The sequence below is a fragment of the Flavivirga rizhaonensis genome, assembly GCF_004791695.1.
Taxonomy (GTDB): domain Bacteria; phylum Bacteroidota; class Bacteroidia; order Flavobacteriales; family Flavobacteriaceae; genus Flavivirga; species Flavivirga rizhaonensis.
The window spans coordinates 47,938-74,188 of the sequence record NZ_SRSO01000020.1 but is presented as its reverse complement, the minus strand read 5'-3'; the positions used below and the strand labels follow the sequence as shown (position 1 = coordinate 74,188).

General features: G+C 30.8%; 32 protein-coding genes. 14 read left to right on the top strand and 18 right to left on the bottom strand.

Translation table 11 applies throughout. The annotated features are described in order from the left end of the window. Position 1: 1 nt before the first annotated feature. A complete protein-coding gene (locus EM932_RS14110; RefSeq protein ID WP_135877838.1) occupies positions 2 to 394 on the bottom strand; it encodes a hypothetical protein in 393 nt (130 codons plus the stop codon). A gap of 378 nt (positions 395 to 772) precedes the next feature. Between EM932_RS14110 and EM932_RS14105 the strand changes: the two genes are divergently transcribed. The 4 genes from EM932_RS14105 to EM932_RS20915 all read left to right on the top strand — a co-directional run bounded on the left by EM932_RS14105 (position 773) and on the right by EM932_RS20915 (position 4,232). Next, the gene (locus EM932_RS14105; RefSeq protein WP_135877837.1) at positions 773 to 1,012 is read left to right on the top strand and encodes a hypothetical protein; all 240 of its coding nucleotides are present in this window, start codon (positions 773 to 775) and stop codon (positions 1,010 to 1,012) included. Between the two features lie 157 nt (positions 1,013 to 1,169). Further along, on the top strand, positions 1,170 to 3,041 hold the full coding sequence (locus EM932_RS14100; RefSeq protein WP_135877836.1) for a hypothetical protein: 1,872 nt from the start codon (positions 1,170 to 1,172) through the stop codon (positions 3,039 to 3,041). Further along, on the top strand, positions 3,042 to 3,770 hold the full coding sequence (locus tag EM932_RS14095) for a response regulator transcription factor (RefSeq protein ID WP_135877835.1): 729 nt from the start codon (positions 3,042 to 3,044) through the stop codon (positions 3,768 to 3,770). It abuts the gene before it with no gap. A gap of 306 nt (positions 3,771 to 4,076) precedes the next feature. Then, complete coding sequence (locus EM932_RS20915) at positions 4,077 to 4,232, top strand: hypothetical protein (protein ID WP_170179803.1); 156 nt, start codon at positions 4,077 to 4,079, stop codon at positions 4,230 to 4,232. Between the two features lie 70 nt (positions 4,233 to 4,302). On the opposite strand, the gene EM932_RS21355 is transcribed toward EM932_RS20915, so the two are convergent. After that, positions 4,303 to 4,947 (bottom strand): response regulator transcription factor, encoded by a 645-nt coding sequence (locus EM932_RS21355; RefSeq protein WP_135877834.1) that lies wholly within the window; start codon positions 4,945 to 4,947, stop codon positions 4,303 to 4,305. Then, a complete protein-coding gene (locus tag EM932_RS14085) occupies positions 4,940 to 6,961 on the bottom strand; it encodes a tetratricopeptide repeat-containing sensor histidine kinase (protein WP_135877833.1) in 2,022 nt (673 codons plus the stop codon). Before EM932_RS14085 ends, EM932_RS21355 begins: the two co-directional genes overlap by 8 nt. 193 nt (positions 6,962 to 7,154) lie before the next feature. Between EM932_RS14085 and EM932_RS14080 the strand changes: the two genes are divergently transcribed. From EM932_RS14080 to EM932_RS14055, 6 genes are all read left to right on the top strand, one after another. Beyond that, on the top strand, positions 7,155 to 7,376 hold the full coding sequence (locus EM932_RS14080; RefSeq protein ID WP_135877832.1) for a hypothetical protein: 222 nt from the start codon (positions 7,155 to 7,157) through the stop codon (positions 7,374 to 7,376). Between the two features lie 92 nt (positions 7,377 to 7,468). Next, on the top strand, positions 7,469 to 8,500 hold the full coding sequence (locus EM932_RS14075; protein ID WP_135877831.1) for a right-handed parallel beta-helix repeat-containing protein: 1,032 nt from the start codon (positions 7,469 to 7,471) through the stop codon (positions 8,498 to 8,500). 1 nt (position 8,501) lies between these two features. Then, positions 8,502 to 9,479 (top strand): T9SS type A sorting domain-containing protein, encoded by a 978-nt coding sequence (locus tag EM932_RS14070; protein WP_170179802.1) that lies wholly within the window; start codon positions 8,502 to 8,504, stop codon positions 9,477 to 9,479. A gap of 74 nt (positions 9,480 to 9,553) precedes the next feature. Continuing rightward, positions 9,554 to 10,411: a YfaP family protein gene (locus tag EM932_RS14065; RefSeq protein ID WP_135877829.1), complete on the top strand. Its 858-nt coding sequence runs from the start codon at positions 9,554 to 9,556 to the stop codon at positions 10,409 to 10,411. 374 nt (positions 10,412 to 10,785) lie between these two features. Continuing rightward, a complete protein-coding gene (locus EM932_RS14060; protein WP_135877828.1) occupies positions 10,786 to 11,046 on the top strand; it encodes a hypothetical protein in 261 nt (86 codons plus the stop codon). A 28-nt stretch (positions 11,047 to 11,074) separates the two neighbouring features. Continuing rightward, entirely contained in the window at positions 11,075 to 11,608 is a 534-nt protein-coding gene (locus EM932_RS14055; RefSeq protein ID WP_135877827.1) for an outer membrane beta-barrel protein, read from the top strand. A gap of 96 nt (positions 11,609 to 11,704) precedes the next feature. On the opposite strand, the gene fbp is transcribed toward EM932_RS14055, so the two are convergent. After that, complete coding sequence (gene fbp / locus EM932_RS14050; RefSeq protein ID WP_135877826.1) at positions 11,705 to 12,709, bottom strand: class 1 fructose-bisphosphatase; 1,005 nt, start codon at positions 12,707 to 12,709, stop codon at positions 11,705 to 11,707. Positions 12,710 to 12,923: 214 nt separating this feature from the next. Here fbp and EM932_RS14045 point away from each other — a divergent pair, with 214 nt between their 5' ends. The 3 genes from EM932_RS14045 to EM932_RS14035 are packed head-to-tail and all read left to right on the top strand — an operon-like array spanning position 12,924 to position 16,507. Further along, positions 12,924 to 13,403 (top strand): GNAT family N-acetyltransferase, encoded by a 480-nt coding sequence (locus tag EM932_RS14045; RefSeq protein WP_135877825.1) that lies wholly within the window; start codon positions 12,924 to 12,926, stop codon positions 13,401 to 13,403. A gap of 1 nt (position 13,404) precedes the next feature. After that, positions 13,405 to 14,655: an aspartate kinase gene (locus tag EM932_RS14040; protein ID WP_135877824.1), complete on the top strand. Its 1,251-nt coding sequence runs from the start codon at positions 13,405 to 13,407 to the stop codon at positions 14,653 to 14,655. Between the two features lie 22 nt (positions 14,656 to 14,677). After that, positions 14,678 to 16,507, top strand: coding sequence for a GNAT family N-acyltransferase (locus EM932_RS14035; RefSeq protein WP_135877823.1), 1,830 nt, complete (start codon positions 14,678 to 14,680; stop codon positions 16,505 to 16,507). Here EM932_RS14035 and EM932_RS14030 read toward each other — a convergent pair. From EM932_RS14030 to EM932_RS14015, 4 genes are all read right to left on the bottom strand, one after another. After that, positions 16,504 to 16,929, bottom strand: coding sequence for an arsenate reductase ArsC (locus EM932_RS14030; protein WP_135877822.1), 426 nt, complete (start codon positions 16,927 to 16,929; stop codon positions 16,504 to 16,506). The two genes, EM932_RS14035 and EM932_RS14030, sit on opposite strands and share 4 nt — an antisense overlap. Positions 16,930 to 17,066: 137 nt before the next feature. Then, the gene (locus EM932_RS14025) at positions 17,067 to 17,558 is read right to left on the bottom strand and encodes a GNAT family N-acetyltransferase (RefSeq protein WP_135877821.1); all 492 of its coding nucleotides are present in this window, start codon (positions 17,556 to 17,558) and stop codon (positions 17,067 to 17,069) included. Beyond that, the gene (locus EM932_RS14020; protein ID WP_135877820.1) at positions 17,542 to 18,039 is read right to left on the bottom strand and encodes a DUF6428 family protein; all 498 of its coding nucleotides are present in this window, start codon (positions 18,037 to 18,039) and stop codon (positions 17,542 to 17,544) included. The genes EM932_RS14025 and EM932_RS14020 overlap by 17 nt, the downstream gene beginning before the upstream one ends. 137 nt (positions 18,040 to 18,176) lie before the next feature. Beyond that, positions 18,177 to 18,500, bottom strand: a complete 324-nt coding sequence (locus EM932_RS14015) for an ArsR/SmtB family transcription factor (RefSeq protein WP_135877860.1) — start codon at positions 18,498 to 18,500, stop codon at positions 18,177 to 18,179. Between the two features lie 99 nt (positions 18,501 to 18,599). On the opposite strand from EM932_RS14015, the gene EM932_RS14010 reads away from it, so the two are divergent. Further along, positions 18,600 to 18,962 (top strand): DUF805 domain-containing protein, encoded by a 363-nt coding sequence (locus EM932_RS14010; protein WP_135877819.1) that lies wholly within the window; start codon positions 18,600 to 18,602, stop codon positions 18,960 to 18,962. Between the two features lie 150 nt (positions 18,963 to 19,112). Here EM932_RS14010 and EM932_RS14005 read toward each other — a convergent pair whose 3' ends face one another. The 10 genes from EM932_RS14005 to mgtE form a co-directional block, all read right to left on the bottom strand. Then, on the bottom strand, positions 19,113 to 19,565 hold the full coding sequence (locus EM932_RS14005) for an NINE protein (RefSeq protein ID WP_135877818.1): 453 nt from the start codon (positions 19,563 to 19,565) through the stop codon (positions 19,113 to 19,115). Between the two features lie 255 nt (positions 19,566 to 19,820). Then, positions 19,821 to 20,276 (bottom strand): YtxH domain-containing protein, encoded by a 456-nt coding sequence (locus EM932_RS14000; protein ID WP_135877817.1) that lies wholly within the window; start codon positions 20,274 to 20,276, stop codon positions 19,821 to 19,823. A 65-nt stretch (positions 20,277 to 20,341) separates the two neighbouring features. After that, positions 20,342 to 21,100, bottom strand: a complete 759-nt coding sequence (locus tag EM932_RS13995) for a sulfite exporter TauE/SafE family protein (protein ID WP_135877816.1) — start codon at positions 21,098 to 21,100, stop codon at positions 20,342 to 20,344. 205 nt (positions 21,101 to 21,305) lie between these two features. Next, on the bottom strand, positions 21,306 to 21,692 hold the full coding sequence (locus EM932_RS13990; RefSeq protein WP_135877815.1) for a VOC family protein: 387 nt from the start codon (positions 21,690 to 21,692) through the stop codon (positions 21,306 to 21,308). After that, positions 21,689 to 22,153 (bottom strand): DUF1801 domain-containing protein, encoded by a 465-nt coding sequence (locus EM932_RS13985; protein ID WP_135877814.1) that lies wholly within the window; start codon positions 22,151 to 22,153, stop codon positions 21,689 to 21,691. Before EM932_RS13985 ends, EM932_RS13990 begins: the two co-directional genes overlap by 4 nt. Before the next feature lie 4 nt (positions 22,154 to 22,157). Continuing rightward, entirely contained in the window at positions 22,158 to 22,667 is a 510-nt protein-coding gene (locus EM932_RS13980) for a DUF4199 domain-containing protein (protein WP_135877813.1), read from the bottom strand. Positions 22,668 to 22,682: 15 nt separating this feature from the next. Continuing rightward, entirely contained in the window at positions 22,683 to 23,054 is a 372-nt protein-coding gene (locus tag EM932_RS13975; RefSeq protein ID WP_135877812.1) for a VOC family protein, read from the bottom strand. Between the two features lie 110 nt (positions 23,055 to 23,164). Continuing rightward, the gene (locus EM932_RS13970; RefSeq protein WP_135877811.1) at positions 23,165 to 23,575 is read right to left on the bottom strand and encodes a response regulator transcription factor; all 411 of its coding nucleotides are present in this window, start codon (positions 23,573 to 23,575) and stop codon (positions 23,165 to 23,167) included. Positions 23,576 to 23,786: 211 nt separating this feature from the next. Beyond that, a complete protein-coding gene (locus tag EM932_RS13965) occupies positions 23,787 to 24,743 on the bottom strand; it encodes a 2-hydroxyacid dehydrogenase (RefSeq protein WP_135877810.1) in 957 nt (318 codons plus the stop codon). A gap of 115 nt (positions 24,744 to 24,858) precedes the next feature. Beyond that, entirely contained in the window at positions 24,859 to 26,235 is a 1,377-nt protein-coding gene (gene mgtE, locus EM932_RS13960; protein WP_211344296.1) for a magnesium transporter, read from the bottom strand. Positions 26,236 to 26,251 lie beyond the last annotated feature (16 nt).

The following is a 26,251-nucleotide window of genomic DNA, read 5'->3' as shown; positions in this document are numbered from 1 at the left end:
CTTAAGAAAATTTAAGCGGTCCAGAATTATTCTCTAAATAGATATTATTTTTCCCTTGTTGATGAATTGCTCTTGTTCCAATGTTCTTATTACTCTTATCTTCTTCTGTCACCTTTCTGTTTTTAAATACATAATCTTCATAACTTTCGTAAGAACGTTCTTGATTTGAAAGTTCCTTACTTATCGCATCTAATAGCTCAACTTTTGGGTTTATTGGGTCGTCATTACCATCAATATATTTATCAAAATACCTAGTTAAATTCCTATCACTTATACCTGTAATATTATATTTCAAAAGTTGATTGGAAAGATATTTTACAATACTATTTTTTGTTGTGTACCCCTTTCTATCCTGTATATTTTTAAACACTTCTATAAATAACTCTTTTTTCATTCTGTATTAAGTTTAGTAATTCATTCAAATAGTTTCTTAATATAAGAAACTATTGACAAAAGTTGGACAAAAACTTGTCATTTTCTTCTATTTCCTGTCTAAAATTTTGAGAACTAAAGAACTTCCTTTGTACAAGAAATATTTCAAGAACGTTCAAATCTCAATTTGCAATAGAGATTTAAATCTTTTTAAAAAGTAAAGAAGAAAAAGCAAGGCAGCGTGACTGTCTGGGAGGAAGTTACAAAACCTTGCTTTGACTTCTTTAATTCTCCCAGACCAGAAATAGTCTCCCAGTATTTCAAAAAAATGAATTCAAGCAAACCTTTCGAATAATCCTCGAACAGGAACTGGTTTGCCTAATTTTTAAATACTGAAAAAATGAAAACAGTTAAATTAATAATAGTTATATATATATTAGGCTTTTTAGCATCATGTAGTGTTGATAATGTAATAATATCAGAACCTCAAAAATCAAATGTTTATGCAACTGGAGATCAAGGCGATATTGTAGGAGACCCTAACGATAAAAAGGGACATATAAAAATACAAGATTCCATTATCAATAAAATTAAAGCTACTGGAGATCAAGGCGATATTGTTGGCAACCCAGGTAATTAGAACATTGCCCAACAGCAATAAGTAATAATACCCTGCATTAATTTGTAGGGTATTATTTTTTAAATAGATTTGTAACTATATGATTCGATGGTATTTAAAGTTATTTATAACCTTGTTCCTAGTTGTTAATTGCACGACCAATTCTTCTAAATCTAGGTTGAATAAAGATATAACATTATTAAGTAAAATTGATTCGCTTATAAATCAATCTAACAATCGTTCTTTAAATGACTCTGTTCGATTTAGTCATACTATTAAAGCAAAGAAACTAGCCGAAAAACATCATATTGATAGTCTTGTTGCAAAATCATTATTCCAATTGGTAAAACTCTCGTACCCTTTGAAACCCAAAGATAGTTTCTTACACTATTATCCGTTGTCTCTCAATTTTTCAAAGCTCATTAAAGATACACTACATATTGCCCAAACACATAGTTTTACAGCATATTTCTATCAAAAACATCAAATTATAGATAGTGCATACCATCATTACTATCAAGGTTCCAAGTACTTTAAATTTTTGAAAAATAATTATCAAACTGGAAAGATGCTTTTGAATATGGCAATTATTCAAAAAAACAAGCGAGATTATAAAGGAAGTGAAGAAGTGACCAGGCAAGCATTAGAATATCTTTCGAAAACAAATAATAAATTATACATAGGGTCTGCATATAATAATCTGGGAATAACCAATAATGAGTTAAAAAAACTTTCAGTTTCCATAAAATATCATAAAAAAGCGCTAGCGTTATTAAAAACATTAAAAGATAAACCAATCCTAACTGTAGAGTCCATAAATAATATCATTGTAGCTTATAAAAATAATGGAGATTTTGATAATGCCTTTACATATTTTGACAGCATACAACCGTATAAAAAATTATTAGAAGAGCACCCAATAGTCAAAGCCAGGGTTTTAGATAATATGTCCCATACAAGATTATTGAGTGGAAATACAGAAAATGTTTTAAAAGATATGGAAGAAGCCCTTTCTATACGAAAGCGAAAAAATCATTTGACAGGAATAATGATTAGCCTTCTACATTTATCCGAATACTATCATTTTATCAATAATCCTGAAAAATCTTTCCAATATGCTTTAGAGGCAAAAAAATTATCTGGAGATTATCAAAACCAACGAGATGTATTAAATGCTTTACGCATCCTTACACTAAATAAATTTGGAAAAGGCAATGTTAGCTTTATTGAAGAGTTTTATTCTACACTCGATCAAGTAGAAAAGGTAGAAAATTCTGTAACTGATGAATTTGCCAGGATCCGACTTGAAGTCGATGAAAATCTAAAAGAAAAAACAAAAGCCCAGAAGAAAGTTCAGGAACAAGAACAGGAAATTAAAAACAATAGGATTATTATTACTCTAATTAGTGGAATTACCATTCTTATACTTATTGTTCTGTATTTAATATGGCAATCTTCCAAATACAGAAGAGAACTGTATAAAGAATTCAGCCATAGAACAAAACAAAACCTTACTTCTATCAAAAGAGGAATATCAAAATTAAAAACGAATGATAAAAGCAACTCTCATGTAAAAGAATTAGAGGCTTCAACAGAATCTCAACTAATACTTCATTCCCTCTTGGAGCAGAGTAACTATCATACACATGTTGATCTCAATGATTATTGTAGTATTTTAATTAACACTTTAATTTTTATATACCCAGATTATAAAGTATCTAGCCATTTTGAGTTAACACCGATTAAAATAACTTCAAAAAAAGCATCTTTGATTGGTAAAATCATTTCCGAATTTATTACAAATGCTTTTAAGCATGGGTTTTCAGTCAGAAAAGAAAATAATATCGATATTGTTCTAAATGTAAGTGACAAAAAAGTGATAAACATATATGTTTCAACAAATGGGAAAAGATGGGATCCTAAATCTGCTATGGGAAAAGGAGACGGAATGATATTAATGTATTCTCTTTCGAAAAAAATTCCAGCAGAGCTGTATATTATTAATGAAGACAACAAAACCAAACTTAATCTAAAACTAAAAATTGATTAAATGGAAACGGTAAAAATATTGATAGTAGAAGACGATTATGATACTGTTCTGTACTTAAAAGATTTACTTATTAATGTTGGGTATATTATTTCAGGCATTTTTCCCAAGGGAGAAGAAGCCATTGATTTTGTAAAAAAAAATACAGTTGACATTATCTTGGCTGACATTGATCTTGAAGGGAAAATTGATGGCGTTAAAACAGTTGAAGAAATAAAAAAAATTAAAGATATTTTTGTAATCTATATTACTGCCTTGAAGGATAAAAAAACATTTAGAAGAGCTAATGCGACTTTTCCGGATTTTTTTCTATCAAAGCCCTTTAATAAATTTCAACTACTAGATGTAATAGACAAGATAATTAGCTCTGATGATAATTATTTAACATCTTTTAGTGAAAATTACTTTTTTATTAAAGAAAACGGAACTTATGTCTATAAGAAATATTCCACCGAATCAGTCAATTATATTAAGGCAGATGGCAGTTATACGCATATTTTTTTCAAAGATACTCCAACACCAAAAATCACTCTAAGTAAAAATTTTAAAAAGACTTTAAGTATTTTAAAAGTAAAAAGCATTTTAAGAATACATCGTAGCTATGCTATAAATATTAACGAAATAGAAACGATTGAGGAAGGAAAACAAATAAAACTTATTGGGTGTGGAGAAACTTTTGTTGTACAAAATTGTTACAAAGAATCTTTCAATAAACTTATTAAAAAATTGTAAAACCTATACTTACAATTCAACAAAAGTGTCCATAATTATACTCAAAATTGAATTAACTTTAAGAGAAACAAAAATTTAAACTTTGTTCTCATCTTTCCAACCAAAAATAAATCTCACTGGAGCTATTAAAAGAATTCCTTTTTTTAAGCAACTGAGGTGAATAGTAAAAAACCCATATGAAATCATATTAATAGAACTCCATTTATAATGAATAATAATTAGATAATAGCAAATAATAATTCTAGATAGTTTTTAGTGCTTTTCTGAGATAGGTTTAACAAAAGTTAAACTTATAAACTCAGTAAAATGAAAAATGCTATTAAATTACTCTCATTGCTATTTATTTTAAATCTAGTGCTTTTTTCTTGTACAATACAAGATGAAACAGATGATTCTACCGAAGTCGTTACAATCGATCCAAACAAAAAAGATCCAAACCCTCCAATTGATCCTAACGACTAGTACTGGTCTATTTTAAACCAATTTCAAAGTGTTTTTTAATATACTTTGAAATTGGTTGATTAATTAATAACTAAATATATCCTTCTCTATTTCCGTTTATGTATTTAGTATAAATTGTAACTAAATGCGCTGTATTTTTTGCACCTATTCTTTTTGTTAAGTTTTTTATATGGGTCTCTACTGTACGATTACTTATAAAAAGCTGTTTAGCTATTTCTTTTTGTGTGAGTCCTTGTGATAATAAGTCCGCAATTTCTCGTTCTCTTTTTGAAATATCTAACCATTTTCCGATTTCCAGCATGGCTTTAATATTTCTATCAATATACTTTTCACCTTTCGCAACACTTGATAATGCTTCCAGGGCTTCTTCAATCCCCACGCGTTTATCTAAATAACCATCTACATTAATATCATTAAACAAGGTTTCATAGTTATCTATCTTTGCCTGTTGAGTTAGTATAATAATTTTGATTTCTGGATAAAACTCTTTCACTTTTTTTGCTATATCAAACCCTGTGTATTCTTGAGACTCAAAATTTAAATCCAATATTAACGTAGTAATTTTGCGCATAGATAAAATACGAAGTGCTTCTTGGTAATTGTGCACTATTTGCACACTATTAACTTGATTTGGATATTGTTTCAATAGAGATGACAAAGCTTGAGAAAAAATAAGAGAGTCGTCTACAATTAGTATATCAACTGTTTTAGTCATTGCATGGCTTTTTTAATGGAAAATTAACATAGACTTCTGTCCCAGATTCAACCTTTTTAATTGAACAAGAACCCTCAAGTATTTCACACCGTTGTTTTATATTCAATATGCCAATTCCTTCTTTCGAATTTTGCTCTATTCCTATGCCATTGTCCAAAAATATAAAATGCATTCTCTTATTCTCAATAAAACTATTTAAGGTAAGTTTAGTCGCATGCGAATGCTTTTCAATATTGTTAAGGACCTCCAGTAAAATACCATAGAAATTATTTTGAATTATCAAACTAGTAGTATCGAGTTCTTTTGGTAACGGCACCTCTAGTTCTACATAAACATTACCATATAATTGGAACTCAGAAAGTCTCGATTTTATAATATCAGTAAATTTCTGTTTACCGACTTGGATTTCTAAAGGATATAACCTATGCGAAACCACCCTTATTTGTTGGTTAACATTCTTTAGATCTTTAGTAATAGTATCTATAGAAGAATTAATATGTTTAGATCGTTTTAACGCCAATATTTTGAGTCGAAGTCCATCAAAATTAGTTGTAATAATGTCATGTAGATCTCTGGCTATACGTTTCTTTATTATTTCTTGTCCATTATAAATGGCTTCTAATTTTTCAATCTTTAGATGTTGCGCTATGCCTTTTTGCTTTTGGCGCAGAGCGTAATATAAAACTATCAGAGAAACAACAACGAATACCAAAATTATAAGTAAACGATTTTTATTCTCAATATCTCTATTCTTTTCAACCAATCTAAGCTCATTATTTTTATTTGTAAGTGTCAGTTTTAATATCTCATTCTCTTTGTTGGTATTATCAAACTGTATTTCTAGATTTTGAATAACTTCTGCTTGCTCCTTATTATAAATTTCTTTGTAAAGGTTGTTATAATGTAACTGATATTCGTACGCTCCTTTGTAATTCTTAATCTTATTGTAAAACTCAGATTGATTTTCATAATAATTTAGCGTCACAACTTTATCTGAAACTAATTGCGCCAAAGGAGACAAGCTATCCAAATACATTTCTGCCCTTTTGAAAGAACCTTCTTTTAAGTACAAATTAATAAGACCATTATAGCCGTACAAAAAAGATATGGTATCTGTTAAAGTCTTACTAAGCCTAATTGATCCTTTAAAATAATTCTCGGCTAACTTTGTTTCTCCAATAGTTAAATATGTATCCGCCAAATTATACATGGCCGTTGCTTTACTTTTATTTTTGGATTCAAGAAATTTTAATCCTCTTTTGTAATAGAAAATTGCAGAATCATATTTTTTTAAATTATCAGAAGTATTAGCAATATTAACATAAGTTCTACCCAAACCTTGCATATGATTAGTTTCCTTTTGATATTTAAGTGCTTTCTGATAATAATATAAAGCTTGATTGTAGTTCTTCAAATGATTTTGCACATTGCCTATAATTGAACAAACATCTGCTAGTTTTTTCTTATTATTAAAAATCTGAAAACCCTTATATGACTTAATCAAATATTTAAGTGCCTTTTCGTAGAGTTGTCTTTCCTTATAATTAATTCCGGCACTTAAATAAGCATTACAAGCCCCCTTATTAATTTCATGGTTATTAAATAAACCCAAGCTTGTTTCCAAATAAGGCATAATACTGTCATTTTGCCCCACAGCTTTTTTAATTAGTGATATATTAAAATATAAATCACCAGCAACAGTAGATATACTATCCCGTTTCAAACCTCTTCTATAATTGATTTCAGCTATACTATATTGTTGTTTTTTATGATAATAAACTCCTATTTTTTTATACAATATCGCTGCCTGTGCATGGCTATTATTATCTAAAGCCATTGCCAAACCCATTTGATAAGTATTTAAAGCCGCATCATGATCAGGGAGTTTATTTAAACTATCTCCTTTTTTAATGAATTGGTTTATCTCATAACTTTTATCATGGATGTTTGCTTTTTGAGCCTGTAAATAGTTAAAATATAAAAAGAAAAATAACAGAAATTGATGCAACTTCATTTGGTAAAAAATAACACTACTAAAGTAGGAGTTTTTTTTCTTAAATATTAGATTCTATTAAAATTACGGGAATTTACGGATTGTAATCACTCTATTTAAACTGTAATATTGACAAAAATAAAACGTAATGTTTTCTGCTTTAAATCTTTCGTTTATTCTACCTACAGATTATGATAATAATTATTAAACAATTATGAGGAAAATCTGTTTTTTAACAATTTTAGCAATTGCTTTATTGGCTTACTTATCAAATGATTCAAATAGTCCATCACAAGAAGAAACTTTCAAAAATTTAAATGATGTAGCTACCGCTAATCTTGAAGGAACGGAAATCATTATAGAAATCACTACAGAATATACTGTTACTAATAGCATATTTACGAATATATCAACCAAAACTATTATTACTCAGTAAATTTTGTAAGTGCCACTAAGGGGTAACATTCTAATTCATCTTGAGTGTTACCTCTTAAAATTTAAAATAGCTATTAATTAATCTCAAAAAAAATGAAAACAAAACAATTATTTTTAAGTGCAACTATGTTATTTGCTTTTATATGTAGCGCACAAACAACAATTACGGTAGATAACTCTATAGGTAGTAATGCCGAATATAGTGATCTACAAAGTGCCATTAGCGCTGCTAACAGTGGTGATGTTATTTATGTTCATGCTTCAGTAATTAACTATGGCATTATTACTGTAAATACACCTCTTACAATTATTGGCTTTGGGCATAGTGATTCTGATAAAGAAACTATGGTTAACGATTTAATTTTAGGAGCAAATGCATCCAATACAACCATATCTGGTTTACATATTACCGATGATCTTTATACTAGTGGCAATACAGGAATATCTAACGTAGTTATTGAAAACAATATTATTGACGGAAGTTTACTTTTCAATAATGGCGGAGTTGATAATGTTATAATTAGAGGGAATATTATATACGAAATTGGTAACACAAGTAGTCATGCAAATAACAATAACTATACAAACGCCATAATATCTAACAATATTATCACTTACTATATAGGTTTAAAAAATCACCAATCCATAACAATTAAAAACAATGTATTCTTAAGCCCATATTTTGGGTATCCAGTTTATAATGCTGACGATGATACAGGCAGTATTACATTACAAAATAACATTTTTTATTATAATACAAGTAGTACTTATGATCCAAATTCTGATGGGATCATTTTTGAAAACTGTTTAACATACAATATTGGATCGGGAAATGTAACTGCTTTAAACGGAACAAACAACCTTAACAATCAGAACCCAAACTTTGTTAGTGCGACTGATGATATTTTCAATCCCAATAGTGATGACTATCACCTCCAAGGAGGCTCTCCTGCTATTGGTTCTGGTGCAGGCGGTATAGATCTGGGCATTTATGATGGCAGTACCTTTATATTTAATAATTTCGGATATACCAATGGTATTCCAACAGTAAAAATCACCAATATTACTGATAGAATTGCTCCTGGGGCTAATTTAAGTGTTACTATTTCTACCAATGCCAATTAAGATGAAAAGATATTTATTAAGTGTATTTTCACTTTTAAGCTTTTGTTGCTTAGCTCAAACGATTACTTCTGCTGAGTATTTTTTCAATACTGACCCAGGAATAGGTAATGGAACTTCGTTATCGGTAAATAGTAATACCGGACAATTAGTACAAACATTCTCAATTGCTACAACAAGTTTAACCGATGGTTTTCATACCTTATATGTAAGGACTTTAAATAGTGATAGTAATTGGAGTTTGTATGATAAACAAAGTTTTTATTTGAAAAGTTTTAATACGTCTATCATTGCATCTGCCGAATATTTTTTCAATACTGATCCTGGTATAGGTAATGGAACTGTATTAAACACAAATAATAATTCAGGTCAATTAACTCAAGTATTTTCAATTTCAACTACTAGTTTATCAGAAGGTTTCCATAATTTTTATTTAAGAACCCAAAACAATGATGGAGACTGGAGTCTATATGACAGACAAATTATCTATATAAAAGATTTCGATTTATCTCCTGATGAAGTCTCCGCAGCAGAATATTTTATTGATAGTGATCCTGGGGTTGGTAATGGCACTTCAATTGTATTTGGGAATGCATCACTATCTTCTCAAACTTTAAATATTGATTCTACAGGTTTAGCAAATGGGGATCATCTATTTTATATTCGTGTTCAAGATACAAATGGAGATTGGTCCATATACGATACAGCACTATTTACTATTGATAGCTCATTAGGGGTAGATAATCATTTATTATCAGAAATATCATTATTGTCTAACCCTTTTGAGAATAATTTATCTTTAAAAATACCGAATAATATTCAAGTTCTAAAAACTAAAATCTATAACAATTTAGGTCAAACCGTCTATTCTAGTTTAGAAAATAAATCAACTTTAGAATTATATAACCTCGAAAGTGGACTCTATATTTTAAACTTAAAAACTAACTACGGAAATACTTCATTTAAAATTATAAAAAAATAGTTAAGTATTAATAATTCTCCTAAGCTATAATAATACAAATTAACTTAAAATTATTAATCTTTAAATCACAAGAAATGAAAAAATCATGTCTATTATTTATTCTTACTATATTAATTATTGGTTGTAGCGGTAGTGACGATTCCCCATCTGAAAATGAGTTAATTGACCCTACAGACTCAAACGCTCTTAGTCGGGTTTTAATAATGCCAGATGGAACACGATCAAATCAAGGAACCCCTCCAAGTCCTTCAGCTACCAATGAAGCTCCTTTGGTGTTAAATCAAGTTAGCTCTATAAATAGTTCAAATGGTTCAACATCTCCTCTAGCATTTTCATATTCTAATGTTAATGGCAACCTTGGAGGCTGCTATGTTCAAGTTGATGGGGCTGGCAATTACTTTACTGTACCGTATAATTCAAATTCTGCAAGTTCTGGAAACTTACAATTACCTTTAGGAATTCCAACAAATGTTGATGAAGGAACATTCTGTGTTAATTTTTGTGTTTATGACACCAATGGTTTTGTAAGTAATATTGTATATACTTGTGTAAATGTATTAAGATTAGGAACCGGTGCGCTTCAAATAAGTCTTTCTTGGAATAATAATACAGATCAAGATTTATATGTCACTGACCCTGGTGGTGAAATAATATCTTTCACAAATACTCGGTCTAGCTCAGGAGGAATATTAGATAGAGATGATATTGACGGCTATGGCCCAGAAAATATTTTTTGGCTTGAAGATGCACCAGACGGCACTTATAATGTTAAGGTAAACGATTTTGAGGACACAAATACTCCAAACATTTTTTACATTACTATTAATGGCTCAGGCCAAAGTAGAAATTTTGAAGGAACGACTCAAGGTGGAAGTACTGCAGATGTAGTTACTTTTACTAAAAATGGAGATAATTTAACCTTTATTGAATAATAATATATTAAAAAGAAATATCTACTTTCGAAGGTGTAGGTTGTTATTCCTAATTACTAGCAGAAATAATTGGGAATAACAATTAAAATTCTGATTATCAATTAAATAAAACCCAACTACCCGCTTTCAATTAAATCATCCTATTTTTAATAATACTTTACTTTCAAGAAATAAGTTTTTATATATTAGCGCTTTTTTAACAAAAACATTTATTCGCCCAAACCTTTCATCATCTAGCCTTCTTGTTTTAATGGATTGACAACCAAAAAATTGAATAAATGAAAACAAAAAAAGACTTCGTACCTTTTTAAAAGTCTTTACCTTCTTGATAACCTTATTACAAGCAAACCAATAACTAATTTAATTAATACAAGATGAAAAAAACAATGAAATTAATCATGGCTTTAGCCATAATGATGTTAGCATTTAATAACTGTTCTGAAACTAAAGACGCCATAGACACTCTTAATAATTTAGAATGCTTAGAGAAACTAACTAGATATAGCAACAATGAAGATGATTTAACTTGTTCTGAACAAATAAGTCAATTACAAAGTCTTAAGAATTCTTGTCCAGATGATGATGGCAGCATTCAAACATTAATAAATTTACTTGTAGAAACTTGTGAAGACTAAATTAAATCCTTTAAAACTTATTTCAAAAATGAAAAAATCAATTATTTGCCTATCTATTTTATCCTTATTTACAATACACTTAAGCTCTGCACAAGAATTTAATACGGGTACTAACGTTATTAATGCAGGTATAGGAATAGGTAGTAGTCTTTCGGTTTATTCGGGTGCATCAGAAAGTATTGGATATGGAATCTTTTATGAAAGAGGTATCTGGGATGTACCTGGTCCTGGTGTTGTTAGTTTAGGAGGGTATTTGGGATACAAAAGCTTTAAATATGACAGCTCTTCATATAAATTAAACTATACTATTATTGGTGTACGTGGTGCGTACCATTATAATGGTTTTAAAATTGATAATTTAGATCTTTACGCAGGTGTTATGGTATCTTATAATATTGTCTCCGACTCGTATTCTGGAAATAGTTTTAATAGCTATAATAGTGCAGCTGGTGTTTCAGGGTTTGCTGGTGCTCGCTGGTATTTCACTGAGAATATTGCAGTATTTGTTGAAGCAGGGTATGGCGTATCCATTTTAAACACTGGAGTATCTTTTAGATTTTGACCTTAGAATGGTAAAATACAAATTGCTATTCCTAATTATTTTCCATTAATAATTAGGAAATTTATAAAATGCGAACCGAAAAGTTCGCATTTTTTATTATGCATTACGCATAAACTCCTCAGCTTTTTTAACCATATTTTTACTGCCACAAATAAAAGGTACACGCTGATGTAATTCTGTAGGTTCAACATCCATAGTTCGTACAAACCCATCACTTGCTTTTCCATTGGCTTGCTCTGCTAAAAAGGCCATAGGGTTACATTCATATAACAAACGTAATTTCCCATTAGGATTTTTTGAACTCTGTGGGTATAAATAAACGCCTCCTTTAATCATATTTCGATGAAAATCAGACACTAAAGACCCTATATATCTTGACGTATAAGGCCTATCGTTCTCTTCCTCCTGACAATATTTTATATAATTCTTTATGCCTTGTGGAAAATGAATATAGTTTCCTTCATTAACAGAATAAATAGTTCCATTTTCTGGAAATTGCATATCTGGATGCGATAAATAAAATGAACCTATTGCTGGGTTCAATGTAAAACCGTTAACACCATCTCCAGTTGTATAAACCAGCATGGTAGAAGTACCATAAACTACATAACCAGCAGCTACTTGCTCACTGCCTTTTTGTAAAAAATCCTCTAATGTCACAGGAGTTCCAACTGGAGTCACACGTCTGTAAATTGAAAAAATAGTTCCTACAGAAACATTCACATCAATATTTGAAGAACCATCTAAAGGATCAATTAATACTATATACTTATTTTGGTGATTCTCATCTTGACTATTAATCGAGATGAAATCATCTTCTTCCTCACTAGCTATTCCACAAACAATATTTCTATTGGTTAGTGTTTGTATAAACTTTTCATTTGCATAAACATCCAACTTTTGTTGATCCTCTCCTTGGACATTCATATCCCCAGCTGCCCCAATAATGTCTACTAGCCCCGCTTTATTAACTTCATGATTTACTACTTTTGCAGCTAACCTAATGGAATTGATAAGACTAGATAATTCGCCAGAAGAATACTTAAAAGACGATTGGTTTTCAATAATAAATTCTCCTAGAGTTTGTTTTTTATGAGACATAAAATCAATGGTTTAATTTGTGCAAATATCCATTATTTTTTAATCAACTACAACGTTTTCGATAAAGATTAATGGTATTAAATAATGAACTTTAAACTATATTTGAAATGTCTTAAACAAAACTTGGTTATCTACCAATAATGTATTAGGACGTTATATTTGTTCTTTTTTAAAAAATTAAAATCTATACAAATAAAACAATTATTACAACCCTATGAACTATTCTATACGAAAAGCTGTAAAAGATGATATGCCCCAGGTATTTCATTTAATAAAAGAATTGGCAAGTTTTGAAAAAGAGGCTAATGCTGTTGAAGTTACTGTTGAAGATTTGCAAGCCGATGGATTTGGTGATACTCCTGCATTTAAATGCTTTGTAGCCGAAGTTAATAACACAATAGAAGGTATAGCATTGGTTTACAACAGGTACTCTACATGGAAAGGAAACGTATTGCACTTAGAAGATTTAATAGTAAGTGAAGCTATGAGAGGCTCTGGTTTAGGAACCGCACTTTTAGATGAAGTTATTAAATACGGACACAATTTAGGGGTAAAGCGTATTAATTGGGAAGTCCTTGACTGGAACGAACCTGCCATTGCTTTTTATGAAAAAAAGGGAGCCGATGTAAAACGTGATTGGTTTGTTGTTCATTTAAATGAACAAGGGATTAAAGATTATATATCAAAATTATAAAATGCAAGTATTTAAATTTGGTGGCGCATCGGTAAAAGATGCTACAGGTGTAAAAAATATAGCTTCTGTATTACAAAAAGTGGGTTATGAAAACACATTAATTATTGTTTCCGCTATGGGAAAAATGACCAATGCTTTGGAAATTGTCATTAAAAACTATTTTGAAAACAAAACGTTATTACAAAGCTCACTTCAAGCTGTAAAAAAATATCACAATGCTATTTTATTAGATTTATTTGAGAATGAAAGTCATCCCGCTTTTAAAAAAATAGCAACACTTTTTGATGAGTTAAACATTTTTTTAACAACTAATAAGTCACCAGATTATAACTTTGTTTACGATCAAGTCATAGGTTTTGGAGAACTGGTCTCAACTACAATAATAAGTGAATACTTAAACGCTATTAACATAAAGAATAATTGGATTGATGTTAGAACTCAAATTAAAACAGATAGTTATTATAGGCGTGCCAATGTAAATTGGGAAGAAACACAAAGTTTAATAACTTCAAAATTCAATAAAAATATTTTAAATATTACACAAGGTTTTTTAGGCAGCGATTCTAATAATTTCACAACAACACTAGGTAGGGAAGGAAGTGATTACACAGCCGCTATTTATGGTTATTGTTTAAATGCTGAAAGCGTTACTATTTGGAAAGACGTTCCAGGTGTTTTAAATGCAGATCCCCGCTATTTTGAAAATGCCCAACTACTTAACAAAATATCATATCGAGAAGCTATAGAGTTGGCTTTCTATGGTGCCTCAGTAATTCATCCTAAAACACTGCAACCACTACAAGGTAAAGAAATTGCATTGTATGTAAAATCATTCTTAAGTCCAGAAGCAGCGGGAACAAGGATTGGTAAAAATGTTAGTTTAGATCCTATGATTCCTTGTTTCATTGTAAAGAAAAATCAAGCTTTAATTTCATTATCTTCTTTAGATTTTTCATATGTAGTCGAAGAAAACATTAGTGATATTTTCAATTTACTGCACCAATATAAAATGAAAGTAGATGTGATTCAAAATTCCGCTATTAGCTTTTCTGTATGTGTAGATAACCTTTTTAATAATCTTGATAAATTATTACACCATTTAAGAGCAAAATTTAAAGTAACTTGCCACGAAAATGTATCTCTTTACACGATTCGCCATTACAATAAAAATGCCATTAATCAGATTGAAGAAGGTAAAACCGTGTTATTAAAACAATTAACTCAAGAAACCGTTCAAGTAGTAACTAAATAAACTATTTAGTACATTTACAGTTATGACCAAACAACAAAATACGGGACTAGTAACTGCCAAAGAAGTCGCAAAAGCTATCCAATTAGACAACTATGGGTTTATAGGTACTTTTATTGGTTGGGCATTAATGAAAGTTCTTAAAATATCTACTCTTAATAGAATATATAAGCGTAATAAACACCTTAGTGAGTTGCCTTTTTTGGATGGTATTTTAGATGACTTTCAAATTAAATTTGAAATTCCTGAAGAAGATTTAAAACGCTTACCAAAAGATGGCGCTTACATTACTATTTCTAACCACCCTCTTGGAGGTATTGATGGTATACTACTTTTAAAGCTTATGCTTGAGCAACGAAAAGACTTTAAAATAATAGCTAATTTTTTATTACATAGAATCGAACCTCTAAAACCATACATCATGCCTGTTAACCCTTTTGAGGATAGGAAAGATGTAAAATCTAGTATATCAGGGTTCAAAAATTCTATTTTACATTTAAGAGGCGGACACCCGCTAGGTATTTTCCCTGCAGGAGAAGTATCAACATATAGAGATGGCAAACTAGTTGTTGATAAACCTTGGGAAGAAGCAGCAATGAAACTTGTTAAAAAAGCCGAAGTTCCTGTAGTTCCTATTTATTTTCATGCTAAAAACAGCAAATTATTTTACAAGCTTTCCAAGATTAGCGACACTTTTAGAACTGCCAAATTACCTTCTGAGTTGTTAACTCAAAAACGGCGTACTATAAAAGTTAGAATAGGAAAACCAATCTCTGTTGCCAATCAAAAAGAATATACATCTCTTGATGATTTCTCTAGTTTTTTAAGACGTAAGACCTACATGTTATCAAATGCCTTCGAGGAAAAATCGAAGATTTTAGATAATATATCATCAACATTGAAGACTCCTAAAGCGCCTAAAAGCATTGTAACACCCGTTGACAATACGTTGATGACACAAGAAGTTGAAGCTCTTATTAAAAATAATTCCAGACTATTACAAAGTAAAAATTACCAAGTATTTTTAGCAGAACCAAAAAGCATTCCTAATATTTTGCGTGAAATTGGACGTTTACGTGAAATTACGTTTAGGGAAGTTGGTGAAGGGACAAATGAAGCCATTGATTTAGATACTTTTGATACCTATTACCACCATATGTTTCTATGGGATAATGAGAAGAAATTAATAGCTGGGGCTTACAGAATGGGCTTAGGATCTAAAATTTTTGAACGCTTCGGCATCGATGGGTTTTATTTGCAAGATCTCTTTAGGTTTGAACCTGAGTTGCATAAAATGATGAGTCAGTCTATCGAAATGGGACGTGCTTTTATTATTAAGGAATACCAACAAAAACCTATGCCTTTGTTTTTACTATGGAAAGGTATCGTACATACTACATTGCGTTTTCCTGAGCATAAATTTTTGATTGGAGGCGTTAGTATTAGTAACCAGTTTTCTAATTTCTCAAAATCGTTGATGATTGAGTTTATGAAATCGCATTACTACGACCCTTACATTGCACAATATGTACATCCTAAAAAAGAGTTTAAAGTCATCCTTAAAGATGCCGATAAAGATTTTGTTTTTGATGCTACTGAAGCCGATTTAAATAAATTTGACAAGATTATAGACGAGGTCGAACCAGGGGCTTTGCGTTTGCCCGTACTTTTAAAAAAGTACATAAAACAAAATGCTCGATTAGTTGCATTTAATGTAGACCCATTGTTTAACAATGCTGTTGATGGTTTAATGTACATTAAAATTGCCGACTTACCAGATAGTACCGTACGCCCTGTCATGGAAGAGTTTCAAGCTGAATTAGAAAGCAAACTGGAAAATAACGGAGACGCTTAAGCCAAGTTATATTGCTCCACAAACTTCTTAAAATAGGTTTTTATTTCTTCTCGTGCTTTTAAAAATGCAGCATGCTTTTCATCATCTGTTCCTACTACTTTTGATGGATCGAAAAAATTATGATGCAAACGTAATGCCTTTTTACTTGGAATATAAGGGCAGTTTTCATTGGCATGATCGCATACCGTAACAATATAATCAAAATCTATATCGGCATATTCATCTACATGATTAGAGGTATGGTGATCGATATTTAATCCATCTTCTTTCATTATGGCTAAAGCTCCTGGGTTTAAACCATGGGTTTCTATCCCTGCACTATAAACGTTTACTGTTCTATTATCTAAAAAATGATTTAAATATCCATGTGCCATCTGGCTTCTACATGAATTCCCTGTGCACAATACTAAAATGTTTTTCATTCCTCTCTGTCTTTCAGACACCTCTCCAAAGGAGAGAAATCATAATTACTAATTAAATTTTTATTTAAAAATAAGTCTTTGTTCTCAGGTCTAATAGCGAAGCGGTCTTAAACCTTTTGTACTGTCTCGACCTAACATTAATCTATCTTACTACTTCTTCTTTCCAGAAAATGGTTGTCGTACCATTTTCCATTTAATTGTCCAACTTTTTCACGAATACCAATGACTCTAAACCCGCATTTTAAATGCAAATTGATACTGGCTATGTTCTCCGAAAAAATACTTGCTTGCAAGGTCCAAAACCCACTAGCTTCACTTTCTTCGATCAGTTTTTTTAGCAAGGTTTCACCTATATGGTTTCCTTTAAATGCCTTTGAAACATACACGCTTACCTCAGCAACCCCTTTATAAACATGTCGCTTTGAAACTGGCGATAATACTGCAAACCCTACAACACTTGTTTTCACTAAAGCAACTAATCTACAAACCGAAACATACTTTGCATCCCATTGTTGCCAATTAGGAACTTTCGTTTCAAAAGTAGCTATTCCGGTATTAATACCTTCTTGATAAATTTTTGAAACGGAATTCCAATCGCTTTTTGTTAATGGTCTAACAACAATTTCCATCTGGCGAACAACAAACTTCGGTCTCTTTCGACGCTGCTTCTGTAGGCTCTGGAACACCACATAGTTCTTTAGCTTTACAATCCGTTTTTTCGATGGCTAACTTAACTAATAAATTGTTTCCCCTTATTTCGAAATCGTTAACAAATAATTGTGCTGTATGAAATGTTGCATTACTATATTCAAACTTTACCTCAGCATCTAAATCATAGGACTTCATTTTTCCAACTTTGTTTAAAATAGCCAAGGCTTTATAAACAGACATGTATTCTGTTTTCCCTAATTCGTTTGGACTTTCCCAAAGTTGAATAATGGTTTCTTTCCAAGTATCAACTTGAGCTCCGCAATCAACAGAATCGATTGCCAAATGCTTCACTTCTGTTATATGGTAATTAGCTCCAACTAATAGGTTTGGTGCATATTCGAACAATAATGATTTATCCTGATTTTGCTCCAGTACTTTAAATAATTCTTGTGTTTTCATTTTTATTTAGATTTAGATTCCGTTTTATTCATTATCTCTCATTTTTATAATACTGAATTCATGAGTCTTATGGTTTTACGGGAATGCCGATTTCAACGAAAGTCTTGAGAAAAACCCCAAGAAACTATCCTTATTATTTAACAACAGTTTGATTTTGTTGTGTTAAAAAATAAATTTAACTGATTTTGAATGGTAGTCCATCGCTCAACATTAATACAATAGCACATGCTTTTACCTTCAACCTCGCCTTTTAACAATCCAATACTTTTCAGTTCCTTTAAATGCTGAGAAATAGTGGCTTGTGCTAATCCTATTTCTTCAACTAAATCGTTACATATACACGCGTTTTGATTGCTTATGTATTGTAAAATAGCCACTCTTGCAGGATGGCCTAAGACTTTAAAGAACTGAGCCAGATCGTTTTGTTTTTCGGTAAACATTTGAGTTTTGGTAATTCCCATTATTTTATTCATTTTATTTACATATTGCAATATTACGATAATATATTTAAATAAAAAAACTATATTTGAGACTTATTAACCCCAAAATCAACTATTATCATGAATTGGTATTTAAAAGTATTGAAGCAGTACGCAGATTTTTCTGGAAGAGCCAGACGAAAAGAATATTGGATGTTTTCCTTATTCAATCTAATTATTACTTACGGAATTATCTTTATATCAATAGGTTTAGAAATGCCTTCTTTATCTATTCTTAGTTCTATTTATTCTTTAGCAGTTTTAATTCCTTCAATCGCCGTTGGCGTAAGGAGAATGCATGATGCAGGTAAAAGCGGCTGGTTTTTACTAATTCCTATTTACAATTTAATTTTAGCTTGTACAGACAGTGAAGCTGGATCAAACAAATGGGGAGCAAATCCAAAGTCTGATGCTGAAGAAATTGACTTAATCGGTCAAGAATAATTTATTCAACTTGAGTCTTCCTGAATATAGGTTGACTGATTATAATAGATTAAAAAAAGCCTTCAAATTAAATTTGAAGGCTTTTTCTGTTATATATAAAAATTAGAGTTTATTTCTTACGAAACAAACTCTAATTATAAGTTTTTTCGATTAAAACCAAGGCTTTTGCCCTACTTGATAGGTGTTATAAAATTCTTCATCAGACTTAGTTAGGTATATAATACCTTCTATCAATCCTATAAGACCTGTTAACCCAGCTCCTAATCCGCAAGTTATAAATCCAAGAACAAATGTAACAACCAACATAATAATTCCTTCTTTATTATATCCTAAAATAAATTTATGTATTCCTAAAGGACCTAAAATAATAGCTAAAATACCAGCTAATACTTTTTTGTTTTCTCCTGTTACGTTATCAAAAGTTTCTTTAGCCCCATCAGCAAACTCAGAAGCAGATTCTTTAACATCTTCAAATGTTTCTTTGGCTTTTTCTTTGGCATCTTCTGCAAATTCTCCCGCTTTATCGGCTGCTTTTTTTGCACCGTCTTTAGCATCCCCTAACATATCGTTTAGATCATCGCTTAAATTTTTTTCGTCAGACATAATGTTTAATAATTTTTGGTTATGAACTCATTTAGACTTTTTCAATTTGCTAAAAAATTGCTATTTTCAGCTCTGTTTTTGTCTTTTTTTCCTTCCGTAGCTCTGCTATGCAACTCAAAAAAGTCTTCAACAGAGGCAAAAACTTCTAATTTTCGCTTAAATCCAAAAAGTCTAAATGAGTTCTATAAGATAAAGGTAATAAAAAAATAAATTCATTTATAAAATTGTTGTTTCAACTAACAATGTGTTTGTTACTTAATTGTTGTCAAAAATCTTTTTTATAAACCCTTTTGTTTTTTTAGATACTTCTGATAATGTTTCTTTTGTCTCTTCAGCAAATCCTTCCAATTTCTCACTAGTTTCATCTACAAATACTGTCGTTTTTTCAGCAACCTTCTCTAATGTCTCTCCAGCTTCTTCTGCAAATTCTTTGGCTTTAACCTTTGCCTCTGCATATTTTTCTTTGACTTCAATAGAGAGTTTTGCGCCTTTTTCTTTGGCTACTTCAGTAAAATCTTCTAATTTTTCGTTGGCTTCTTCCAAAAAATCATTCGTCTTTTCTTTTGTTTTATGGTAAATTTCTTTGGCTTCTGCTTTTAGTTTTTCGGCTTTATCGTTTACAGAGTCTTTACTATTATACGAATCGTCTTTTATAATTTCAGCTTCATAAACTTTATCTTTGGTTTGATTTTTTTTAGGCTCTTGAGACATAACTATTCATTTTTAATGTACGCTATCTATATGTCTGTCAACCTATAATAATGTTACAAGAAAGACTATCTAAATAACATAACAGCACCTCCCAGTGCAGTGACAATTAATATAAAACGTCTATAATTTATATTAGAAATTAATTTCACAATAGCAACACCTACAAAAAAACCAATGATTATTGCTGGAATTAAAACCGTGTTTAAAACAAGTGTTTCTTTGGTAACTGTTTTCCAGACAAAAAAGTGAAAGGGCAATTTAAATACGTTTATAATAAAAAACAGCCATGCAGCTGTTCCTATAAATTCATTTTTTGGTAAACGCATCGCCAAAAAATAAATATTAGAAATGGGCCCTGCTAAATTCCCAACCATGGTTGTAAAACCTGCTAAAAATCCAGCTCCAGTAGAAAACAATTTGTTTTTTGGAATATCTTTAGATGCTCTATTTTCTGTATAAAACATAATTATAACGGACACAATTATAATAACGGCCATGATTCTTTTGAATAGCACTTCAGAGATATCATTACCTACCCAAACACCAACTAAAACACCTATAATCATCCATGGCATCAATTTTTTTATATAACCCCATTGCGCATGCCTGTTATAATAGATTACTGCAAAAATATCTGCTACGATAAGCATAGGAAGTAAAACTCCTGTAGAGGCTTTCTCTCCAAAAACAAAAGCTAGTATGATTACGATTAAAATCCCAATCCCTTTAATTCCAGACTTGGATAAGCCTAATAAAAAAACTGCAAAACAAATAGCTATCCATTGTAATGCAGTTAAATTGTATGCTTCTAGTATTGAACTCATTTTGACTTTTTCTATTTCCTAAAAAATGGCTAAAATTCGTCCATATTTCGTTACTTTTTTTATATTTAGCAATACTACACCTTGCAAAAAGTGCCTCGTCTGAACAAATTTTATCTCATTTTCGGTTAAAAACAAAAAATCAAAATGAGTTCATTTCTAAATAAGTCAATTACTTATAATTAAGTTTATTCGGATGAGCGCTAAATTACAAAAATGCTGAGTCGATTGGTTCCCAAAGTTCTATTTTATTACCTTCTGGGTCAACAATCCATCCAAATTTGCCATATTCATACGCTTCAACTTTTCCTATAATAGTAACACCTTCTTCTTTTAAAACTTTTAATAGCTCAAGTAAATCTTCTACTCTAAAATTCATCATAAATTGTTTCTCGCTTGGCTCAAAATAAGATGTGTCTTCCTTAAAAGGAGACCATTGTGTAGTCCCTTCGCCTTCTATATCGTCTTTCCACTTAAATGTCCAACCATAGCTGTCTACCGGAATTCCTAGATGTTTACCATACCATGCTTTAAGCTTATCAGGATCTTTCGATTTAAAGAAAAATCCACCTAATCCTGTGACACGTTTTTTCATTTTTTTCTATTCTTTATGGCTGTTTCGTAAATATTAATCCATTCGTCTGCTTCAATTTTACCGGTTAGCTCTCCAATGAGTTCAAAAGGAATATCATTTATTTTTTTAAAACGAATACAGCTTTTTCCCATGTCCAGCTTATACTTACATTGTTTTGCGTACTCTGAAGTAAACCAATCCATCAGTTCTTTTTTTGAATAAAGCGCCATACTATAAACAGCTATAAAATTCTTTTGTGACGCTAAATTCATGAATGGTAAAGGTAATTTAGGATCACAATGGTAGCCATCTGGATATACTGAATGTGGGATAACATAACCTAGCATGCCATAATTCATTTGTTCTTCCATACCTTTTGGGAGGTTTTCTAAAATTTGTTGTCTTAATTTATTGATCGGTTCTTTTCTCTCTTCTGGTAATTCATCTAAATATTGTTGCGGCGTAGTGGCTTTTGATTGCATATTATTAGTTTTTGCGCTGTAAAATTAAGGATGATAATAAAGATATGATGATTCCAATTGCGAATACTATTGTAAACATAATTGCCCAAGTAAATATTGGATTTGCAAATAGTTCCATTTGCTCTTCTAATGCTGCTTTTTTTAATTCGAATTCATTTGCTGACAAAGTATTTTTCATGCCTTCCAAAGCATATGTTTTGTATTCAACAACAAAGTCAGGGTTTATCACAGTGACATAAACAACATCTAAAAGGCCTATTACTATGCCGGAAATTGCTGAAATCACCAATCCAATGAGCAATGCTCTTTTAAATGAAATAATACCACTATTTATTTGATCTCTAAAATGTTTTATTCCAAAAAACACGAAAGATAATGAGACCAAAATAGCTAGGTAACCGAGAATCTCTAAGATCGTAAAATCAACATTCCAATCGAAAAAATGTCCACCAATAAAAATGAACCCTCCTGTTATAGCCGAATAACCTCCAAATTTTTTAATTGTACTTAGCATAATTTCTATATTATATTAAACATGTTGATCGATTAAAACGGTATTACCATCTGGATCCATTATAACAAAACTTGCTGGTCCTTTAGTATTTTCATCTGCTTCGTTTTCAAATTTGATGTTTTTACTTTTTAAGTGTTTTTGAATATCTCGGACATCTGTAAACTCATCTAATTTATTCGCATTTTCATCCCACCCAGGGTTAAAGGTTAAGATATTATTCTCAAACATGCCTTGAAAAAGCCCTACTAAAGCATTCCCGTTTTTCATAATGAGATAATTTCTTTCTAAATCGCCAGCGAAAACCTTAAATCCAAGATTCTCATAAAATACTTTAGATACGTTGATATCTTTAACGCTTAAACTTACCGAAAATGCTCCTAATGTCATATTGTTGATTTTAAAAATTAATATTTGATCCTACAGGTATAAAATTACCAGCGATTGCTATAATCGGCCTCATACTAAAGTACCAAACACCTTATACTTTAGTCCTAAAGCTATAAAATCTTATGGTCTTTTGCAATTTGAATAGCTTGTGTACGTCTTTTTGCATTAAGTTTTACTAATAAATTGGAAACATGAGTTTTGATTGTACTTTCTGATAAAAATAATTTTTCCGCAATTTCTTTATTAGATAAACCTTCTGAAATGGCTTGAAGCACCTCATACTCGCGAGGGGTTATCTCCAATTCTTTAATTTTTTGATAATTTATGTTTTCTGAAGTATTTTGTGGCTTGTGCAGGCTTTTTTTATTAATATAAATACCAACAATAAAAAACACAATGGCAATAGCTATTATAATAAACTCTATTGAAGTTCCTCCCAGAATTAAAGAGTATTTACTAATTCTAAAAATGGTATAGAGCGCAACAATTAAAAGTGTAAAAACTAAAATAGTTTTTTTCATATACTAAATTTAACGAGTTAGATTTAAAAAATTGCTCATATTAAATTATTTGTATCTGATGAATACTTATCGACACCTTAAGTACTTCGGTTACGCTTAGCATAAACTAAAGTCGAAAGGTCATTAAAATCTATAAATTTAAATAGGTTTCGACTGCGCTCAACCTGACACTCAGTCTAAAATTAAAAGTTATTACTATAACCCGTTAAATTTAGCAAAAATTCACTTTAATTTTATCTACGATGGTTTGTGCTAATTTCTCTTTACTTTCAATAGTCCAGCCAGCTACATGTGGTGATAAAATAACGTTTTTCGAATCAATTAAATATTGAAAGGCTTCTGGCATTTCTGTAAGGTTTGATGTAGTATCTTTTTTAAATAGATTTTCAAATGAAGCTTTTTCGTATTCTAAAACATCAAGGCCTGCTCCTAGTATTTTTCCAGATTTTAAAGCTGAAACTAAATCTTTGGTTACTACGCTTTTGCCTCGTGCTGTATTTATTAACCAAAACGATTTTTTAAATTGATTGATAAATGCATTATCAATCATATTTATAGTTAATGGTGTTTCTGGCGTGTGCAAGCTTACTACATCTACTTTGTCTTGAAATTCTGCTAGTGATGCTTGTTTTGCATTTGCATCTCCTACACGCTCTTTAATATCGTAGCAAAGCACCTCTACATCAAAACCCCGTAACTTTTTGGAAAAAGCTTTTCCCATATTCCCGTATCCAATAATCCCTACCGTTTTTCCATCGAGTTCTATACCTCGGTTATCTTCACGTAACCATTCACCCTGTCTAACTTCTAAGTCTGCTTTGTTAAGCTTGTTAAATAATGATAATAACATCCCCAATGTGTGTTCTCCAACGGCATTTCTATTTCCTTCTGGTGCCGAAATTAGAGTTATTCCTTTTTTTTCGGCATAATTACAATCAATATTTTCTAATCCTGCACCTACTCTGCCTATAAATTTAAGGTTTGTTGCTGCATCTAAAAACTGTTTGTCTATAGTAAACCTACTTCGTAAAACAATCCCATCATAATCTTTAATCTTTGCTTCAATCGCTTCTTTTGATGATGTGTAATCTTCGTGATTTACAAATCCTAGATCGGTAAGCTGGTCGATCATTAATTCGTGATTGGTGTCTAAGTGAAGTATTTTCAAAATCTATTTTTTTGAATTTATTATTTAAGTGATTTCTCTCTGTATTTGAAAAGGATACACCAATTTAATTTACCAATAATTAAATATTTACGTTTTTGAGGCTTATGTTGGAATTTTAATTATAGATATTTATTATTAATTCAGCTATCCAAAAATAAAGAAGAATTCCTAAAATATCATTACTGGTTGTTATAAATGGTCCCGTTGCAATAGCAGGATCTACACCACGTTTGTTTAAGAATAACGGTACAAAAGTTCCTATTAAACCTGCTACAATTATGACAACTATTAATGAAATCGATATTGCTAATGCTTTGTCTAATTCTCCTTTGTAAAACCAAACAAATAAAAATAAAAAAATGGCTAGTATAACGCCATTTAGCGCGGCTAAAAGCATTTCCTTTATCAACCTACTGTTAATACTTCCTCTCAAATCATCATTAGCTAATCCCTGCACAATAATCGCGCTAGATTGTACACCAACATTACCTGCCATTGCTGCTATTAAAGGTGTAAAAAAGAAAAGGATGGCTTTTTCTTTAAATGATTCTTGAAAGCCTTCCATAATTAAAAAAGCCCCTACGCCTCCAACTAAGCCTAAAACTAGCCATGGTAAGCGCGCTCTGGTAAGTTCTAAAATACTGTCATCGGCTTCTACATCTTGTGTAATACCTGCTGCTAATTGATAATCTTTATCGGCTTCTTCTTTTAAAACATCTACAATATCATCAATGGTTATTCTTCCTAATAATGTTTGATTTTCGTCAACAACCGGAATGGCTTCTAAATCGTATTTTGCCATGACTTTAGCAACATCTTCAACATCTTCGTTTACTTCTACATAATCTACATTAGATATGTAGATATCTGCAATTTTTTTCTCGTTTTTGGCAACAATAAGATCTTTTAAGGAAAGGCGGCCTATGAGTTTATCTTGTTTATCAACGACATAAATAGAATGTACTCTGGTTACTTCTTTGGCTTGTCCTCTAATACGTCGTAAACAGCCTGCAACGGTCCAGGTTTCATAAACTTTTACGAGCTCTTTAGCCATAAGTCCACCTGCGGTATCTTCATCATAAGCCAAAAGTTCTGTGATTTCCGCCTTATGTTCTTCATCTTCAATTTTCGAGATAACTTCTTGTTGGCGTTCTTCCGGTAACTCAGAAATAATATCTGCTGCATCATCGGTATCTAACTCTTCAATTTCTTCAGCAATTTCTTTAGCAGAAAGATTTTTTAATACCTTTTCTCGATTGTCCTCGTCCAGTTCCATCAAGACATCTGAAGTCGTTTCAGAATCTAGAAGCTTTATAACATATACTGCGTCTTCTAAATTTAATTCATCTAAAACTTCAGCAATATCTGCGTAGTGAAACTCTTTTAAAAGCTTTTGTAGTTCTTTATCGTTTTGGTTTTCGACTAAACGTTCTACTTGCTCAATGAGTTCATCTGTAAGCTGAAATTGTATGTTTTCTTTTTCTTCTAACAAAAAAGGAAAATTTAAA

Excerpts from the sequence above, each read along its gene's own strand:
- EM932_RS14110 (WP_135877838.1), bottom strand. The coding sequence starts at position 394 with ATGAAAAAAGAGTTATTTATAGAAGTGTTTAAAAATATACAGGATAGA.
- EM932_RS14055 (WP_135877827.1), top strand. The coding sequence starts at position 11,075 with ATGAAAAAATCAATTATTTGCCTATCTATTTTATCCTTATTTACAATA.
- EM932_RS14005 (WP_135877818.1), bottom strand. The coding sequence starts at position 19,565 with ATGTCTGACGAAAAAAATTTAAGCGATGATCTAAACGATATGTTAGGG.
- EM932_RS14065 (WP_135877829.1), top strand. The coding sequence starts at position 9,554 with ATGAAAAAATCATGTCTATTATTTATTCTTACTATATTAATTATTGGT.
- EM932_RS14010 (WP_135877819.1), top strand. The coding sequence starts at position 18,600 with ATGAATTGGTATTTAAAAGTATTGAAGCAGTACGCAGATTTTTCTGGA.
- EM932_RS14085 (WP_135877833.1), bottom strand. The coding sequence starts at position 6,961 with ATGAAGTTGCATCAATTTCTGTTATTTTTCTTTTTATATTTTAACTAT.
- EM932_RS14060 (WP_135877828.1), top strand. The coding sequence starts at position 10,786 with ATGAAAAAAACAATGAAATTAATCATGGCTTTAGCCATAATGATGTTA.
- EM932_RS14080 (WP_135877832.1), top strand. The coding sequence starts at position 7,155 with ATGAGGAAAATCTGTTTTTTAACAATTTTAGCAATTGCTTTATTGGCT.
- EM932_RS13995 (WP_135877816.1), bottom strand. The coding sequence starts at position 21,100 with ATGAGTTCAATACTAGAAGCATACAATTTAACTGCATTACAATGGATA.
- EM932_RS14040 (WP_135877824.1), top strand. The coding sequence starts at position 13,405 with ATGCAAGTATTTAAATTTGGTGGCGCATCGGTAAAAGATGCTACAGGT.
- EM932_RS14030 (WP_135877822.1), bottom strand. The coding sequence starts at position 16,929 with ATGAAAAACATTTTAGTATTGTGCACAGGGAATTCATGTAGAAGCCAG.
- EM932_RS13980 (WP_135877813.1), bottom strand. The coding sequence starts at position 22,667 with ATGCTAAGTACAATTAAAAAATTTGGAGGTTATTCGGCTATAACAGGA.
- EM932_RS14020 (WP_135877820.1), bottom strand. The coding sequence starts at position 18,039 with ATGAAAACACAAGAATTATTTAAAGTACTGGAGCAAAATCAGGATAAA.
- EM932_RS20915 (WP_170179803.1), top strand. The coding sequence starts at position 4,077 with ATGAAAAATGCTATTAAATTACTCTCATTGCTATTTATTTTAAATCTA.
- EM932_RS13985 (WP_135877814.1), bottom strand. The coding sequence starts at position 22,153 with ATGCAATCAAAAGCCACTACGCCGCAACAATATTTAGATGAATTACCA.
- EM932_RS14095 (WP_135877835.1), top strand. The coding sequence starts at position 3,042 with ATGGAAACGGTAAAAATATTGATAGTAGAAGACGATTATGATACTGTT.
- EM932_RS14035 (WP_135877823.1), top strand. The coding sequence starts at position 14,678 with ATGACCAAACAACAAAATACGGGACTAGTAACTGCCAAAGAAGTCGCA.
- EM932_RS14105 (WP_135877837.1), top strand. The coding sequence starts at position 773 with ATGAAAACAGTTAAATTAATAATAGTTATATATATATTAGGCTTTTTA.
- EM932_RS14015 (WP_135877860.1), bottom strand. The coding sequence starts at position 18,500 with ATGGGAATTACCAAAACTCAAATGTTTACCGAAAAACAAAACGATCTG.
- EM932_RS13975 (WP_135877812.1), bottom strand. The coding sequence starts at position 23,054 with ATGACATTAGGAGCATTTTCGGTAAGTTTAAGCGTTAAAGATATCAAC.
- EM932_RS14000 (WP_135877817.1), bottom strand. The coding sequence starts at position 20,276 with ATGTCTCAAGAGCCTAAAAAAAATCAAACCAAAGATAAAGTTTATGAA.
- EM932_RS14075 (WP_135877831.1), top strand. The coding sequence starts at position 7,469 with ATGAAAACAAAACAATTATTTTTAAGTGCAACTATGTTATTTGCTTTT.
- EM932_RS13970 (WP_135877811.1), bottom strand. The coding sequence starts at position 23,575 with ATGAAAAAAACTATTTTAGTTTTTACACTTTTAATTGTTGCGCTCTAT.
- EM932_RS21355 (WP_135877834.1), bottom strand. The coding sequence starts at position 4,947 with ATGACTAAAACAGTTGATATACTAATTGTAGACGACTCTCTTATTTTT.
- EM932_RS14025 (WP_135877821.1), bottom strand. The coding sequence starts at position 17,558 with ATGGAAATTGTTGTTAGACCATTAACAAAAAGCGATTGGAATTCCGTT.
- EM932_RS13990 (WP_135877815.1), bottom strand. The coding sequence starts at position 21,692 with ATGAAAAAACGTGTCACAGGATTAGGTGGATTTTTCTTTAAATCGAAA.
- fbp (WP_135877826.1), bottom strand. The coding sequence starts at position 12,709 with ATGTCTCATAAAAAACAAACTCTAGGAGAATTTATTATTGAAAACCAA.
- EM932_RS14070 (WP_170179802.1), top strand. The coding sequence starts at position 8,502 with ATGAAAAGATATTTATTAAGTGTATTTTCACTTTTAAGCTTTTGTTGC.
- EM932_RS14045 (WP_135877825.1), top strand. The coding sequence starts at position 12,924 with ATGAACTATTCTATACGAAAAGCTGTAAAAGATGATATGCCCCAGGTA.